Source organism: Phocaeicola sp. RTP21198st1_B8_RTP21198_201120, assembly GCF_040929485.1.
Classification (GTDB): Bacteria; Bacteroidota; Bacteroidia; order Bacteroidales; family Bacteroidaceae; genus Phocaeicola; species Phocaeicola dorei.
This window is the reverse complement of record NZ_JBCOCI010000001.1, coordinates 395,574-409,829: the sequence shown is the minus strand read 5'-3', so window position 1 is coordinate 409,829 and position 14,256 is coordinate 395,574. Positions and strand designations below refer to the sequence as shown.

The window sequence follows — 14,256 nt, the reverse complement described above, 5'->3', positions numbered from 1 at the left end:
CCCTCGTTACAGAAGTTGAACTGCACCCTAAAAGTTGGACACAAAACTTTAGGAGTGCAGTTCAACTTCTGTAACGAGGGTGATTTTTAGTTCATGAGGGTTTCGACACACCTTCCAAATGGATAGATAACTTAATGTCTATGTATAGAATCTTCTTCTTTAGAATATAAAACCAATACAGACCATTTCTCGCACTTATAAGTCTTTCAGCAGCCGTCCTTTGTATTGTCCTTTCTTCGCAGTAACTTTTCCATATTCCACAGCATGAACCGGACAAATATGATAACAAGCAAGGCATTGGGTACAGTTATCTCCCCAAACAGGACGATCCGTCACTTTTATATTATTCACAGGACAAGCTTTCTCACATTTTTTACAAGCAATACAAGCCTCTGTAGCATAAAAAGGTTTAGGAGACATCAGGAAAGTATTGAAAAACGGACGCAAAAAATAGGATTTGGTAAATGGAAGCGCACCTTCATGGCAATTATAATGTTTCGTTTGAACCCTTGATGCTATCTCCTCGTTAATAAAGCGTACACGGGCAACAGCATTATGCACTTTCCGGGTTTCCACATCTTCATCGTCTACATCAAAACCTGGCAAAGAAACATAAGTATTCGGCATGGTGACCGAGTAACCGGCAGCACACCGCCATCCCTTCCGGGCAACAGCAGAAGAAAAGAGTTGTGCAGTCCGACCCGTATCATCTCCACAAGTACAGACAAAGAAAAGATATTCCGGCTTAGTCATCTTCAACCGACGGATAAAACGAAGTACAATCTCCGGAGGTCCCCATGCATACACAGGGAAGACAAAACCTACTTTTTCTCCTTCTCTTAGTTTATACTCCTTATTCTTATCTATTTCCACAGCGATGGAGAACAATTCCTCATTCTGTCCTTCCGCCAGCTGCCTTGCCACCCAAGCTGAATTACCTGTACCTGAAAAATAAAATATCATATCCGTATTATTTTTATAAAAAAGAAGCGATGCTAATCTCTTGAATTAACATCGCCTTATAATGAAGCCGCACCAGTGATGCGATGAAACTCCGAATGACAGGTTTTGAGTGCTCTCCTCCTTTGTAATCCACCGGCATAAATGCTACCCGAAGGCGTGGCCCGCCATTGGAAGATGAAGCTATGTCTCGGTTTTCAGATTAGTTTGATGAGTTTCCCAATCCAACTAATGCGGCTCGCTTTTCATCTCTTTCCGTATGACAAATATACGTCCTTTTTATGATATAAACAAGAGTATAGCAGGATTTGTTTGTTAAAAATAATAAGCAAGAAAATAACTCTCTGTAATTCTGCTTATTGTTATTTCAAATTCTTAATGAAACATCACAAAGCATCCGCAATAAAAAAGAGCAACCTCATAGAGATTGCTCTTTTAATAAATCTTTATATCACCGTTTACAGAAGAATTAAGCTACTTTTGCTTTAGCAACAATTGCTTTGAATGCTTCCGGATGGTTCATAGCTAAATCAGCTAACACCTTACGGTTGATTTCGATACCAGCTTTGTGTAATGCACCCATCAATTTAGAATAAGACATTCCTTCCAGACGAGCCGCAGCGTTGATACGCTGAATCCACAAAGCGCGGAAGTTACGTTTCTTGTTCTTACGGTCACGGTATGCGTAGGTCAAACCTTTTTCCCAAGTGTTTTTTGCTACTGTCCATACATTCTTTCTTGCACCAAAATAACCTTTGGTAAGACCTAAAATTTTCTTTCTTCTTGCTCTAGAAGCAACATGATTTACTGATCTTGGCATAGTTTTAATTCTTTTTGAATGTTAGCGTCACTGTTTCACACGGTGAACTTCAAGCTAAAGACATTCGGTTAATACTTTAAATAATACGTTTACGCTTTCGTTGTTTTTAGATTACTTCATGCAAAGCAATTCCTTAACTTGATCCAAGTTAGCATTAGCTACTAGACCTGAGTGTACAAGGTTTCTTTTCTGCTTTTTAGTCTTCTTAGTCAAAATATGACTGTGAAAAGCGTGCTTTCTTTTGATTTTACCTGTTCCGGTAAGAACGAATCTTTTTTTAGAACCGGAGTTAGTCTTGATCTTTGGCATCTTGTTTTTAATTTTAAATTATTATTCAAATGGTGGTAACGCACTATACCGGCGCGTTACGCACTCTTTTTTTATTCTTTTGCTTCTACTGCCTTTTTCGGATTTTCCTTTTTAGCAGTATCCATTTCTGCCTTCTTCGGAGAGCCCGCTTTCTTCGGAGCCAAAGAAATAGTCATTCTCTTACCTTCCAACAAGGGCATCTGCTCTACTTTTGCATATTCTTCCAAGTCATTCGCAAAACGAAGCAATAATACTTCGCCTTGTTCTTTGAAAAGAATGGAACGACCTTTAAAGAACACATATGCTTTCACCTTGTCTCCGTCCTGCAAGAATCCGATGGCATGTTTCAACTTGAAGTTGTAGTCATGATCATCTGTTTGAGGTCCGAAACGGATTTCTTTTACGTTTACTTTTACCTGTTTAGCCTTTTGTTCCTTTTGACGTTTCTTTAATTGATAAAGAAATTTAGAATAATCAATAATTCTACAAACTGGAGGAACAGCATTGGGTGAAATTTCAACTAGGTCAGCCTCATGATCCTCAGCCATTTTTAAAGCTTGAGCTATCGGATAAACTGCCGGTTCTACATCGTCGCCCACTATGCGGACTTCTTTGGCACGAATCTGTTCATTGATTCTGTGTTGCCCTTTTAAACTGTCATTCTTCATTAAAAAACTTTTAGTTCCTGTTTGTTTCTTCTTATTTTAATTAGTATTTCTTTATCTTAACGCAAAAGAATACATAAAGGTTTAACAATGTGCTCTTTTGCAAACGGCTGCAAAGTTACCATTTATTTATCATATTAGAAACTTCTTCGGCAATATTTTTTCCGAATTCTTCTATTTTCATAGTTCCTTTGTCGCCTTCGCCCTGCTTGCGGACTGCAACTTCACCGTTTTCAGCTTCTTTCTCACCTACAATCAACATATAAGGAATACGCTTCATTTCGTTGTCACGAATCTTACGGCCGATTTTTTCATTACGGTCATCCACAATAGCACGAACATCGAATTTTCTCAGTTCTGCTTTCACTTTTTCCGCATACTCATTGAATTTCTCAGAAATAGGCAGAATAGCTACCTGATCAGGAGTCAGCCACAGCGGGAATTTACCGGCAGTGTGCTCAATCAATACGGCAACAAAACGTTCCATTGATCCGAAAGGTGCACGGTGAATCATTACCGGACGATGCTTTTGGTTATCTGAACCCATATATTCCAACTGGAATCGTTCGGGCAAGTTGTAGTCTACCTGAATTGTTCCCAATTGCCAGCGACGGCCGATAGCGTCTTTCACCATAAAGTCCAATTTAGGTCCATAGAATGCAGCTTCACCATATTCCACTTTCGCAGTCAGGCCTTTTTCTTCGCAAGCTTCAATAATGGCTTGTTCGGCTTTTTCCCAATTCTCATCACTACCAATGTACTTTTCACGGTTCACCTTGTCACGAAGAGAAATCTGAGCTTCCACATTCTCAAAATTCATAGACTTGAACACAATGTTAATGATATCCATCACGCGAAGGAATTCTTCCTTCACTTGGTCGGGACGACAGAACAAGTGAGCATCATCTTGCGTAAAACTGCGCACACGGGTCAGTCCGTGCAATTCACCACTCTGTTCGTAGCGGCATACGGTTCCGAATTCCGCGATACGCAACGGCAGGTCTTTATAAGAACGTGGAGAATTCTTATAAATCATACAGTGATGAGGACAGTTCATCGGTTTCAGGAAATATTCTTCCCCTTCTTCGGGTGTATGAATAGGCTGGAACGAGTCCTTACCATACTTGGCGTAGTGTCCGGAAGTGATATACAGGTTCTTGTTGCCAATAGGCGGACACATTACTTCCTGATAATCATAACGGGCCTGGATACGGCGCAAGAAATCTTGCAAACGGATACGCAAGGCAGTACCTTTCGGTAACCACATGGGAAGTCCCTTGCCCACCATATCGGTAAACATGAACAAATCCATTTCCTTACCTATCTTACGATGGTCGCGTTTCTTGGCTTCTTCCAGCATTACCAGATATTCGTCCAGCATTTTCTTCTTCGGGAAAGTTATACCATAAATACGTGTCATCTGCTTACGGTCTTCCTGCCCTCTCCAATAAGCACCGGCCACAGAAAGCAGCTTGATAGCTTTGATAGGAGCAGTAGAGGTCAAGTGGGGACCACGGCAAAGGTCGGTAAACGCACCTTGTGTATAAGTGGTGATGTGTCCATCCTCCAGTTCGGAGATCAATTCACATTTATAAGTCTCACCTCTTTCACCGAATTTCTTCAACGCATCCTCTTTAGCAATGCTCTGACGCACCAATATTTCTTTCTTTGCAGCCAACTCGGCCATCTTGGCCTCAATAGCTGGCAAATCTGCCTCCTTAATGATTGCTTCACCCGGGTCTACATCATAGTAAAAACCGTTTTCAATGGCCGGACCGATACCAAACTGAATGCCTGGATAAAGTTCTTGCAATGCTTCGGCCAGCAAGTGGGCACTAGTGTGCCAGAAAGCATGTTTGCCCTGTTCGTCTTCCCATTTATAAAGAACGAAGTTTGCATCTTCATTGATAGGGCGAGATAAATCAATCGTTTCACCGTTCACGCCACAAGCTAAAACATCTTGCGCCAGCCGTGAACTGATACTTTCTGCAATCTGCAGACCAGTAACTCCTTCGTTATATTCGCGAACAGAGCCGTCGGGGAATGTTATCTTTATCATAATCTTCTATTTATTTTCTTTCTTGAGGATGCAAAAATAACGAAATCTTTTTGACTTATCCTCTTTTTAGCAAAAAAATGTTATTCTTTTCGTTCCGTAAAGCGTTTGATTATATTGTAAGCAGAGAAAAGTCCCAACTCACCTGCTTTACTCAGGTCCTGTATACCTTGCCTGTTGTTACCCAAGAAAATATGTGTCAAGCCGCGATTGAAATAAGCATCCGCAAATTTAGGATCCAACTGGATGGCTCTGTCATAATCAACAATTGCCGCACGATAGTCTTTCAAGATAGAAAGCACATTACCTCTATTATAATAAGCATAGACAAAATCCGGAGCCAGCTCAATCACCTTGTCCAAATCGCGCTTTACCATTTCATAGTCCGCAGCTTTCACAGCACTCTTCTCTCCCGGATTGACTTTCAAATCATACTCTTTTTCCATCTTCTGGTATTCCAGCTGCTTATAACGGATTAAAGCACGATTGAAATAAACCGGAAAGAAATTACCCTCAATAATAATAGCCTGATTCAAATCTTCAATGGCACTTGCAAAATCCTGCACCAGATAAAAGTCCAATGAACGTGCAAAACGTTTGTTCACATCATTCGGATCAGCCACAATAGCAGCAGTCTGTTCGTCAATGGATGCAAAATGTTTTGTAGCTTGTTCTTCCGTCAGAGGAGCTTCCTCATTAGTTATAATCAGACGACCGGGAAGTACTTTCTGATTATTCAATGTTTCAATGAACTTATAATAGTTGACCTGTCGTTTCACATCATCGTGCTTTTCATAATAGGTAAGCACGAACATAGGCTGGGGAACAATATTCACATTCTTATCCTGCACGCGTCCACGATAGTCACTCTTATATTTTTCTTCTCCCTCTTCGTTGTCGGCAACCACAATCTTACGATAGTTGTTCATGTTTTTGTCGGACTTCTTACGGGTTTTATTATTCTCTGTATTATCGGCAGTCTGCTTATTAGGATCTACTCCGTTCTGTTTATCCAGTTGTGCTTTCAACACTTTGAATTCATCTGCATCAGCACCTTTTACATCCCCTATTTTCCTACGTGCCTGCGCTCTGTACTGATAGCCCAGCAAAAAATTGGGATATTCATTTATCACCGTAGAATAATCTTTAATTGCCCCTTTATAATCTCCTGTCTGATCCAATAACAGACCACGGTTGAAAATAGCCATCATATTGTCAGGCTCCATTTCGATAACAAAATTAAAGTCTTGAATAGCCCGGTTGTCATCGCCTACTTGTGCACGTAATAAGCCCCGGTTATAATGGCCGATGAAATTATTGGGATCAATATCCAATGCAATATCATAGTCACTCATCGCTCCTCTCAGGTTATTCTGATGGTAACGGGCCAAAGCACGATTGATATAGACACCTGAATTCCGGGTGGACAGACGGATGGCATGATCAAAATCAGCTTCCGCATCTTTATATCTCTGTTGCTGCAGACGAAGGATAGCACGGCTGGCCCATGTATCTGCATCATAACGGTCTATTTCAATCGCCTTACCAAAGTCTTTTTCGGCAGCCAAAGTATCCTTCTGCTTCAAATCCACCTCACCACGCATCAAATAGGCCTTTGTATATCGGGGGGAAATAGCGATCAGCTTATCCAGATCATTCTTCGCCCCCTTATAATCTTCCTGCCTGATACGGCAAAGGGCCATATTATGCCATACCCCTATATTCTCAGGATCAAACTCCAATGCCTTGGTATAATCTTCTATAGCTCCCGCAAAATTATTCTGCTGGATCCGTGCCAATCCACGTACCTGATAAGCACTTACCACAAACGGATTCCGCTCAATAGCTTCTGAACAGTCACTCTCCGCCCCCTGAAAATCATCCAAATTTATCTTCGCCAGACCTCTATAGAAATAAGGATCAGACAAATAAGGCTTTGCATTAATCACCTGATTAAAATATTGAATCGAAAGGACATAATCCTCAAAATAAAGCGCATTACGCCCTATCGCCATCACCCTGTCCGTATTTATCTGTGCCGAAGCTAGTACAGGGAACATTATTAATAATGTATAGAGTATCCGTTTTATCATTTTGTATTTATAAAAATACGGTTTTCCCCACAAATGCGCCACCTGTGGCGCATAAATCAAAATCGCGGAGTTATCATTTTATAGTCTTGACCTTATAGGAACAACGCGCCTTGCCCTTCAACATGGCCCCCAGCTTTCCTTTAATCATCTGTTTGCGTAATGCAGACAAATGATCAATGAACATTTTTCCGTCCAAATGATCAAATTCATGCTGCATGACCCTTGCCAAATAGCCTTCCACCCACTCGTCATGTTCTTTCAGCTCCTCATCCAAATAAGTCACATGAATACGGTCCGGACGTTTCACCGTTTCATGGATACCTGGCAAACTCAAACAACCTTCTTCCATGCTGACTTCTTCTCCACCCACTTCTAAAATATGAGGATTTATATAAGCCCGACGGAAATCCTTAAATTCGGGCAATTCATCAGACATCACATCCAGATCAATAGTTACGACACGAATAGGCAAACCAATTTGCGGAGCAGCCAGACCCACACCATCTGCACGATTCATGGTTTCAAACATATTTGCTATCAACTCTTTCAAATTAGGGTAATCCGGGGTAATATCCTCTGCTTCTTTACGCAACACCGGTTGTCCATACACATAAATAGGTAATATCATTTTTCTTAATCTGTTTTTATTTATTAAATATATTTCTTCGACTCCAAATAGGACTGTAAGATTATCGTAGCACTGATTTCATCAACTAAAGCTTTATTCTGCCTATCTTTTTTCTTCAAACCTCCATCCAACATGGCTTGGTGGGCCAATACGGACGTAAATCGCTCGTCAACAAACTCTATCGGTATATCCGGTAATTTTTTCCTTAGTTGATTGACAAAAGGGACAATATTACGCATATTTTCCGACTCTTGATTATTCATTTGCTTGGGATGCCCTACAATGATGCGTTCCACAGGCTCTTTTTCCACATATTTCAGAATAAAGTCCAGTAGTTGGTGTGTAGGGACAGTCGTTAACCCGTTTGCAATAATTTGCAAAACATCCGTCACAGCCACACCTGTGCGCTTTTTACCGTAATCTATCGCTAATATTCTACTCATATAGTTTGCAAAAATACAAATTTATTCCATACCTATTTTATATATAAAGATTAAAATATGCTTTTTCAACTGTTTTTTCAAAAGAAACGATTCATTTCGTTTAATTTTATTTGCTATTTAAAAAATAGTACTTATTTTTGCACCGAATATGTGGCTTAACGTAAGGGTCGCATAATGTTAAATTGAAACAAGTATTTGTTATAAAATGAAAAATAAGAGCTCTTCAAAAGGAGTTTTATATAGATGTTTGTTGTATTGTATAGCTATATTGTTGCTTGTTATGATTCCATTAAAAAGTTTCAGTCAATCAACAGGAGAATTAACAACAGATAGTCTTGTAAAAATGGGATTTGAAAATGTAAGATGGACAGATACTCCTGAAGAAAGAGTTTATGTGGTTGAAAACAGTGCTTACAAAATTCAAGCGTTGGGTATTAGAAAGGCTGTAGATATCATACAGTCAATGGGATTACCCAAGGATAAATCTTGTAAGTTGATTGTTACCAACTATAATATACCTCAGGTCTCACTGACCTATCAGCCTCTTGCCGGTGACACAACAGTGGTAAGTGGTGAAGATTGGAAAGTCAGTTATGATATAGGTGACAGTTGGGACAAGGTGAAGAAAGAAAAGAAAAAGAACAGTTCGCTGTTTAAAGTAGATATATTGGTATATCCGCAGCTATACTTTAAGAACTATATCATTACACAGATATATCAGGCTTTATTAGAGTTTAGCCCGGCGGTAGAGGTGTCGCTTTGGCCAGGAATGAAATTTACCGGACAGATTGTATTTCCTGTATACAATGATGGATATGGAGAAACAGCCGGAAAAATTCATCCAGGATATTTGACATTAGCACAAAAATTTAGATTACCATATAATATACAAAGTACAGTAACTATTGGTATGTTTGATTATAATACATATGGTGCAGATTTAAATTTGTTTTATCCGTTTAAAGACGAACGTTTTTCTTTGGAAGGAAGAATTGGCTATGTTGGATTCGGATATTGGCATGGTTTTAAATTTCGCTATAATGATAAATACACTACTTATTGGTCTGTAGGGGGAAACTTTTATTGGCCAAGGTATAATACACAGTTTAAATTGAGAGCTGAACAATATTTATTAAAAGAAAAAGGGGTAAGATTTGAAATGATCAGACACTTCCGCTATGCCAGTATAGGTTTCTACGCTGTAAAAGCAGAACATGCTAATAGTAATGGAGGGTTTAAATTCATCGTCGCATTACCACCTTATAAATATAAAAGACATAAATATATACCAAGGGTTTCTACCTCATTGGGTACGGGTATAACATATAATGCAGGAAATGAAAAATATTATTATAAAATGCCATATAGTAATGCAAGTGACAATATAATGCAACAAAATAGTTTTAATCCATATTTTATTAAATCAGAATTATTAAATTTTTAATTTTATTGAGATGAAAAAGAAAAGTTTTTTGAGCGGTATTGGTGCTAAATTAGCATTAGCTGCAGTGGCTTTAACAACAGTAGTGTTTACAAGCTGCGAAAAAGAAGAATTTAATGTAGAACCGGTAGAACTTCCTAATGCAAGTGCAACTGTTGTTGTAACTGTTTATGATTTAGCTACTGGTAATATTATTAGTGATTTATCAAAGACTGAAACTATTACAGCCGCTTCTGATGGTACTATTGCTGCAACAACCAAAACATATGAAGCTTCTAAAGAAGGTTATTTTTCAGGTTCAGTAACAGTTTCTATTCCTGCTTTAGCTAAAGGACAGTATGCTTATATTCCTGCTAATATTTATTTGCAATCATATTTGTCTGCTGCCAAAGATCCTGTCATAACAGAAGATCCTGAAACTACCATCATTGTAGATGAACCTTTGAAAGTAACTTCTTACACCAACACTGAGGAAAAAGCTATAGATAAAAACTTGAGCCTCACTGTTAAAGCAGGACAACGTATTACGAATATAGACGAAGTGAAAAACTATATTGAATCAATAGCTCCTTCTGCTAGAAATATGTCTTCAGCTGAAGTCAACAAAGTATTAAACGCTTTAGTGAATTCATATAATTCGGGAATTCAAAATACAACAATAGAACGTTCTTATTCTATTCCTGCATTAAGCATATTTACTGTATCTCCCAAAGCAACTTCAACAACTACAACTTGTACTATTACTACAACAGTTGACGGAAAAGCATATTCTATACCTAGCGTTATCATTGAAAAAGTAGGTACATTTGTTCCAGAACCTACTACAGAATCTATTGATCACGGTCACGGACACGGTCATGGAGATAACGGCAACGCAGGTGGTGGTGGTGCAGGTGGAAGATAATAATTAATCATCTATCGGTTATTTGTTCAGTTATTCACCAAAAAATATAATAAAAATGAAATATAAATTCTTAACACTGTCACTTTTGTTGGCAGGAGCTTGTGCAACTACGGTTATGGCACAAGATACTAATTATTATACTCCGAAATGGAGTGACAATATTTTTGTCAGTGTAGGTGGAGGTATCCACGCTATTGAAAACGATGGTTTCAATAAGCTAGCTCCTCACTTCAGCATCTCTTTGGGTAAGTTAATTACTCCCACATGGGGGATACGTGGTCAGGTAAATGGTATCACACAACACTTGTGTTTGGATAACAGTTACTACGAACACAACAAGAACTACGTAGGAGCTAACATTGACGCTATGGTAAACTTGTCAACTCTGTTTGCAGGTGCTAATCCTAGCCGTTTTTTTGAAGTATATGGTTTTGCTGGTCCTATGCTTTCCGTAGCTAAGTCACAGAACGTAACAATCAAGAATGATGGAACAATGGTTCCCGAAGGTGAAAGCAAAGCAAGAGCACGTATTGGTGCATCCGCCGGTGTAGGCTTGAAGTTCAACATTAACAAATATTGGGCTATCGATGTTGAAGCTCGTGGCGCCATCGCTCCTTCTATCTTTGGTAATATCAGTAGCCACCGTAAAGCTGAAGGAACAGGTATGTTGACAGCTGGTGTCAGCTACATCTTTGGTGGCAAGAAGTTTGCTAAAGTTGAAGACCGTGTAGTAGAAAAAGAAGTGATCAAGGAAGTGATCCGCGAAGTTCCGAAAGAAGTAGTTAAGGAAGTGATTAAAGAAGTTCCTAGCGCTGCAGAAGTTGCTATCTTCTTCAAGATCGGTAAAGCAAAGATCAGTCCGGAAGGTATGGTTAATGTACAGTTAATGGCTAAAGCAATCAAAGCTAATCCTAACGCTAAGTACAAAATTGCAGGTTTCGCTGATAAAGCTACAGGATCTGCTTCATTCAACCAGACTTTGTCTGAAAAACGTGCTCAGGCTGTTTACGATGCATTGGTTGCAGAAGGCGTAAAAGAAAGCCAGCTTGAAAAAGTTGCTATGGGTGGAACAGATAACATGTTTGGTAAGAACTATTTGAACCGCGTAGTTATCTTGGAAGTAAAATAATCATTGATACCTGATAAAACTCTGATAGATTAAAGAAGGGAGTATCGTAACAAACGATGCTCCCTCTTTTTCTTCAACTGCTTTTTTGATCACATAAGCAGCAACAGCAAATAAATCATATAACAAGAATCTACAGATCTTGGCTATACAATTCTGGAAACTTGAGGTAGTATTTACCGAATCTTGTAACAAGATATCGGGCTATACAAGCAAAAAACTGATACATAAAAACAACAGGACGTATTTAGAAAAGAACAAGAGCTTTTTTAAATACATCCTGTTGTTTTTAAAAAAGCTCAAGACGATTTTAAAATATTCTATCGTATAGTGACACAGACTAATATATAAGCAACATTATACAAACAAAAGCATTTACTATCCTCAATAGACCAGCTTCACATTGTCAACCCAAAGTGTATTTCCAGGAGAACCGATAAAAGCCCCCCCATGACTGGACGAAAATTGCAGTATCATGTGCGTAGGATTTTCATTGGCCTCCGCCCATCCTATTTCTTTAATCAAGACACTTTCTCCCTTACTATTTCTAGTATAATCCCTCTCTCTCAACCCCATTGTTTCATGATTATAAGACGGATGCTTGGTTATATCACCATACAGCACTTCATAAGTAGCACCATTTACCCAACCATCCGAATCCTTATCATATTTCATCACCATAGTTCCTACCCTCTTCGCCGTAATATTTCCTTCAGCGTCCTCCATACGTTTTTGCAAAAAGAAAACAGTTATCGCACAATCCTGCCCTGCCACCTGACCTTTCTTGCTGAAACCTGTCAACCGGATACGATCTTTCTCACCAGACATCTTTACCTTATAATCATAACGGACAGCTTTGGGACGTTGAGTAAAAGGAACTCCCCAGTTCATGTTCTTCTCAGCATTCTTAGTTCCTGTTATAGGCTCCAGCATATCACCTAAATAAATGGATCCGGCTGCCAATACAGTAATATTCACCATCCCCAATACTTTGACGCTCTCTATATGCGTTTCCAGGCGAGCACAATATCCATTGTCCCGTTTGTCTCTATAAACAGAATTATTTGTTTTAACAATGCCCACTACCTTAGCCATCACATTAGAGGTTCCCCAAGGAGACCCTCCCATATTTTTATAAGGTTTGTTACCATCTATTTCCTTTGTAGGACCTATCTCATAAAGAAGTTTGGTATTGCCGCCTATAACACCGGACTCATGAACCTTACGGATTATCCACTGATCCATATCTCCGTATTTTATAGGCACCACCTTTTCCTGGGCAAAGCCATACAGCGGTGCTATAGCCAAAAGAGCAATGACCGATAATCTGCCATAATATTTCATACCCTTAGTTTTTATTGTTGTTTAGAACCGACAAAGCTATAAAAAAAAGCGGCAACTTCACAGTTGCCACTTTTAATAAAGAAAAATAGACTATATTTTCTTCTTAATTTACCAAAAAGAAGTCATTAATATACTCTATATAGTAACCATGCCTTCTGGAAATCGTCACGGTTAGGATATTTTGCCTTAAACTCCTCCTTTGCCTGAGTAGCCTGCGCACGGTCATCATATGAAGATGCTATAACGCGATACATATTTCTTTCAGCATTATAAACCACTTTGGCATTATAACCTTGACCATCCAAATATTGTTTCAAACCTTCTGCATTCGCTTTCACACCAAAGCTACCACATACTACGCTATATGCTTTTAAGCCGTCACCTGAAACCAATTCTACTTTCTCTTCGCGAACCGGACCGGCAACAGGAGCAGTTGTCACAGGGGCAGATACTACCGGAGCAGCTTCAACCGGAGTTGCTTCTACCTGATCAGCAGGAGCTTCAGCCAATTCCTGTTGTTTTGCTTTTTCATAAGCCTTCTTGTAAGCACTTTCGCTAGATTTACATGAGGAAAATGCCAAGGCTACGCACAATCCCATACCCAACACAACTAATTTTTTCATGATTACTCAATCTTTTATAAATTAATACTCTAGTTTAATTCCATTATATTGGTGCAAAAGTAGCAATATATCAACAGCTTTCACATCAAGAATGGAGTTAAATTTAGTTAATCAGAGAAGAATCTCCAATTTCTATTCAAAAATAGACAAAATAAACAACAACATTCAGTTTTATTTGTTAGATTTGTAAAGTACAAAAAACAAAAAAACTATGAAAGGATTAAGTATTTTAGCTGCATTCCTAGGCGGAGCCGTAGTTGGTGCAGCAGCAGGTATTTTATTTGCTCCTGAAAGCGGAGAAGACACTCGTAGCAAAATTGCTGATGCTTTACGTAAAAGAGGTATCAAATTAAGTCGCACAGATATGGAAAATCTGGTCGATGAAATTGCAGCCGAGGTAAAAGAATAAGCAACGCCCACAAAAGTGTATTGTCATTCCGGACTTGGATCCGGAATGACAATAATTTTTAAATCAAAACTCCACGCATGTTTGCAAACGATAAAAATATAGATAATCTGCAACAACTTCTGGCAGAGCTTAAAAAGTACGCAGAGTTACAAAAGGATTATGTAAAATTACATTTAGTAGAAAAACTTACTATACTGATATCAACCCTCATCCTTGTCTTTATATTATTGATATTAGGTATTATCGCACTTTTCTACTTGTCATTTACATTGGCCTATGTACTCGAACCTCATGTAGGCGGGCTTATGGCTAGCTATGGAATCATTACCGGATGCATTATTCTGCTGATTCTGTTAATCGTTTTATTCCGCAAACGGCTGATTGTCCAGCCTATGGTAAATTTCCTTGCCAACCTGCTTTTAAATGACAACTGAT

General features: G+C 38.9%; 15 protein-coding genes. 5 read left to right on the top strand and 10 right to left on the bottom strand.

Translation table 11 applies throughout. The features are described 5' to 3' along the window. Positions 1 to 195 precede the first annotated feature (195 nt). The 8 genes from AB5935_RS01515 to ruvX all read right to left on the bottom strand — a co-directional run bounded on the left by AB5935_RS01515 (position 196) and on the right by ruvX (position 7,974). Complete coding sequence (locus AB5935_RS01515) at positions 196 to 963, bottom strand: EFR1 family ferrodoxin (RefSeq protein WP_038610551.1); 768 nt, start codon at positions 961 to 963, stop codon at positions 196 to 198. Positions 964 to 1,429: 466 nt separating this feature from the next. Then, complete coding sequence (gene rplT, locus AB5935_RS01510) at positions 1,430 to 1,780, bottom strand: 50S ribosomal protein L20 (RefSeq protein WP_007832208.1); 351 nt, start codon at positions 1,778 to 1,780, stop codon at positions 1,430 to 1,432. A gap of 111 nt (positions 1,781 to 1,891) precedes the next feature. Then, positions 1,892 to 2,089, bottom strand: a complete 198-nt coding sequence (rpmI, locus tag AB5935_RS01505) for a 50S ribosomal protein L35 (protein ID WP_005851390.1) — start codon at positions 2,087 to 2,089, stop codon at positions 1,892 to 1,894. A gap of 71 nt (positions 2,090 to 2,160) precedes the next feature. Beyond that, positions 2,161 to 2,757, bottom strand: coding sequence for a translation initiation factor IF-3 (gene infC / locus AB5935_RS01500; RefSeq protein WP_007832207.1), 597 nt, complete (start codon positions 2,755 to 2,757; stop codon positions 2,161 to 2,163). Positions 2,758 to 2,872: 115 nt separating this feature from the next. Beyond that, positions 2,873 to 4,813 carry a threonine--tRNA ligase gene (thrS, locus tag AB5935_RS01495; protein WP_007832205.1) on the bottom strand — a complete coding sequence of 647 codons (1,941 nt, stop codon included), beginning with the start codon at positions 4,811 to 4,813 and terminating at the stop codon, positions 2,873 to 2,875. Positions 4,814 to 4,893: 80 nt separating this feature from the next. Next, positions 4,894 to 6,903, bottom strand: coding sequence for a tetratricopeptide repeat protein (locus AB5935_RS01490; RefSeq protein WP_022186052.1), 2,010 nt, complete (start codon positions 6,901 to 6,903; stop codon positions 4,894 to 4,896). Between the two features lie 73 nt (positions 6,904 to 6,976). After that, positions 6,977 to 7,531, bottom strand: coding sequence for a peptide deformylase (def, locus tag AB5935_RS01485; protein ID WP_007832201.1), 555 nt, complete (start codon positions 7,529 to 7,531; stop codon positions 6,977 to 6,979). A gap of 23 nt (positions 7,532 to 7,554) precedes the next feature. Continuing rightward, positions 7,555 to 7,974, bottom strand: a complete 420-nt coding sequence (gene ruvX / locus AB5935_RS01480; protein ID WP_007832198.1) for a Holliday junction resolvase RuvX — start codon at positions 7,972 to 7,974, stop codon at positions 7,555 to 7,557. Positions 7,975 to 8,179: 205 nt separating this feature from the next. Between ruvX and AB5935_RS01475 the strand changes: the two genes are divergently transcribed. The 3 genes from AB5935_RS01475 to AB5935_RS01465 are packed head-to-tail and all read left to right on the top strand — an operon-like array spanning position 8,180 to position 11,448. Then, positions 8,180 to 9,418 (top strand): hypothetical protein, encoded by a 1,239-nt coding sequence (locus AB5935_RS01475; RefSeq protein ID WP_008671996.1) that lies wholly within the window; start codon positions 8,180 to 8,182, stop codon positions 9,416 to 9,418. 10 nt (positions 9,419 to 9,428) lie between these two features. Then, positions 9,429 to 10,319: a DUF3869 domain-containing protein gene (locus AB5935_RS01470; RefSeq protein ID WP_368327315.1), complete on the top strand. Its 891-nt coding sequence runs from the start codon at positions 9,429 to 9,431 to the stop codon at positions 10,317 to 10,319. Positions 10,320 to 10,374: 55 nt separating this feature from the next. Further along, positions 10,375 to 11,448: an OmpA family protein gene (locus AB5935_RS01465; protein WP_007853831.1), complete on the top strand. Its 1,074-nt coding sequence runs from the start codon at positions 10,375 to 10,377 to the stop codon at positions 11,446 to 11,448. Positions 11,449 to 11,829: 381 nt separating this feature from the next. On the opposite strand, the gene AB5935_RS01460 is transcribed toward AB5935_RS01465, so the two are convergent. Together AB5935_RS01460 and AB5935_RS01455 are read right to left on the bottom strand one after the other, a co-directional pair. Next, a complete protein-coding gene (locus AB5935_RS01460) occupies positions 11,830 to 12,789 on the bottom strand; it encodes a PCMD domain-containing protein (RefSeq protein WP_007832188.1) in 960 nt (319 codons plus the stop codon). 125 nt (positions 12,790 to 12,914) lie between these two features. Then, positions 12,915 to 13,412, bottom strand: coding sequence for an SPOR domain-containing protein (locus AB5935_RS01455; RefSeq protein WP_007832186.1), 498 nt, complete (start codon positions 13,410 to 13,412; stop codon positions 12,915 to 12,917). A 211-nt stretch (positions 13,413 to 13,623) separates the two neighbouring features. Here AB5935_RS01455 and AB5935_RS01450 point away from each other — a divergent pair, with 211 nt between their 5' ends. Beyond that, positions 13,624 to 13,821: a YtxH domain-containing protein gene (locus AB5935_RS01450; protein WP_005847090.1), complete on the top strand. Its 198-nt coding sequence runs from the start codon at positions 13,624 to 13,626 to the stop codon at positions 13,819 to 13,821. 77 nt (positions 13,822 to 13,898) lie between these two features. After that, positions 13,899 to 14,255 (top strand): phage holin family protein, encoded by a 357-nt coding sequence (locus tag AB5935_RS01445; RefSeq protein WP_007832180.1) that lies wholly within the window; start codon positions 13,899 to 13,901, stop codon positions 14,253 to 14,255. Position 14,256 lies beyond the last annotated feature (1 nt).

Bases quoted from the DNA above. Each gene is read 5' to 3' on its own strand.
- AB5935_RS01515 (WP_038610551.1), bottom strand. From the start codon at position 963: ATGATATTTTATTTTTCAGGTACAGGTAATTCAGCTTGGGTGGCAAGG.
- rplT (WP_007832208.1), bottom strand. From the start codon at position 1,780: ATGCCAAGATCAGTAAATCATGTTGCTTCTAGAGCAAGAAGAAAGAAA.
- rpmI (WP_005851390.1), bottom strand. From the start codon at position 2,089: ATGCCAAAGATCAAGACTAACTCCGGTTCTAAAAAAAGATTCGTTCTT.
- infC (WP_007832207.1), bottom strand. From the start codon at position 2,757: ATGAAGAATGACAGTTTAAAAGGGCAACACAGAATCAATGAACAGATT.
- thrS (WP_007832205.1), bottom strand. From the start codon at position 4,813: ATGATAAAGATAACATTCCCCGACGGCTCTGTTCGCGAATATAACGAA.
- AB5935_RS01490 (WP_022186052.1), bottom strand. From the start codon at position 6,903: ATGATAAAACGGATACTCTATACATTATTAATAATGTTCCCTGTACTA.
- def (WP_007832201.1), bottom strand. From the start codon at position 7,531: ATGATATTACCTATTTATGTGTATGGACAACCGGTGTTGCGTAAAGAA.
- ruvX (WP_007832198.1), bottom strand. From the start codon at position 7,974: ATGAGTAGAATATTAGCGATAGATTACGGTAAAAAGCGCACAGGTGTG.
- AB5935_RS01475 (WP_008671996.1), top strand. From the start codon at position 8,180: ATGAAAAATAAGAGCTCTTCAAAAGGAGTTTTATATAGATGTTTGTTG.
- AB5935_RS01470 (WP_368327315.1), top strand. From the start codon at position 9,429: ATGAAAAAGAAAAGTTTTTTGAGCGGTATTGGTGCTAAATTAGCATTA.
- AB5935_RS01465 (WP_007853831.1), top strand. From the start codon at position 10,375: ATGAAATATAAATTCTTAACACTGTCACTTTTGTTGGCAGGAGCTTGT.
- AB5935_RS01460 (WP_007832188.1), bottom strand. From the start codon at position 12,789: ATGAAATATTATGGCAGATTATCGGTCATTGCTCTTTTGGCTATAGCA.
- AB5935_RS01455 (WP_007832186.1), bottom strand. From the start codon at position 13,412: ATGAAAAAATTAGTTGTGTTGGGTATGGGATTGTGCGTAGCCTTGGCA.
- AB5935_RS01450 (WP_005847090.1), top strand. From the start codon at position 13,624: ATGAAAGGATTAAGTATTTTAGCTGCATTCCTAGGCGGAGCCGTAGTT.
- AB5935_RS01445 (WP_007832180.1), top strand. From the start codon at position 13,899: ATGTTTGCAAACGATAAAAATATAGATAATCTGCAACAACTTCTGGCA.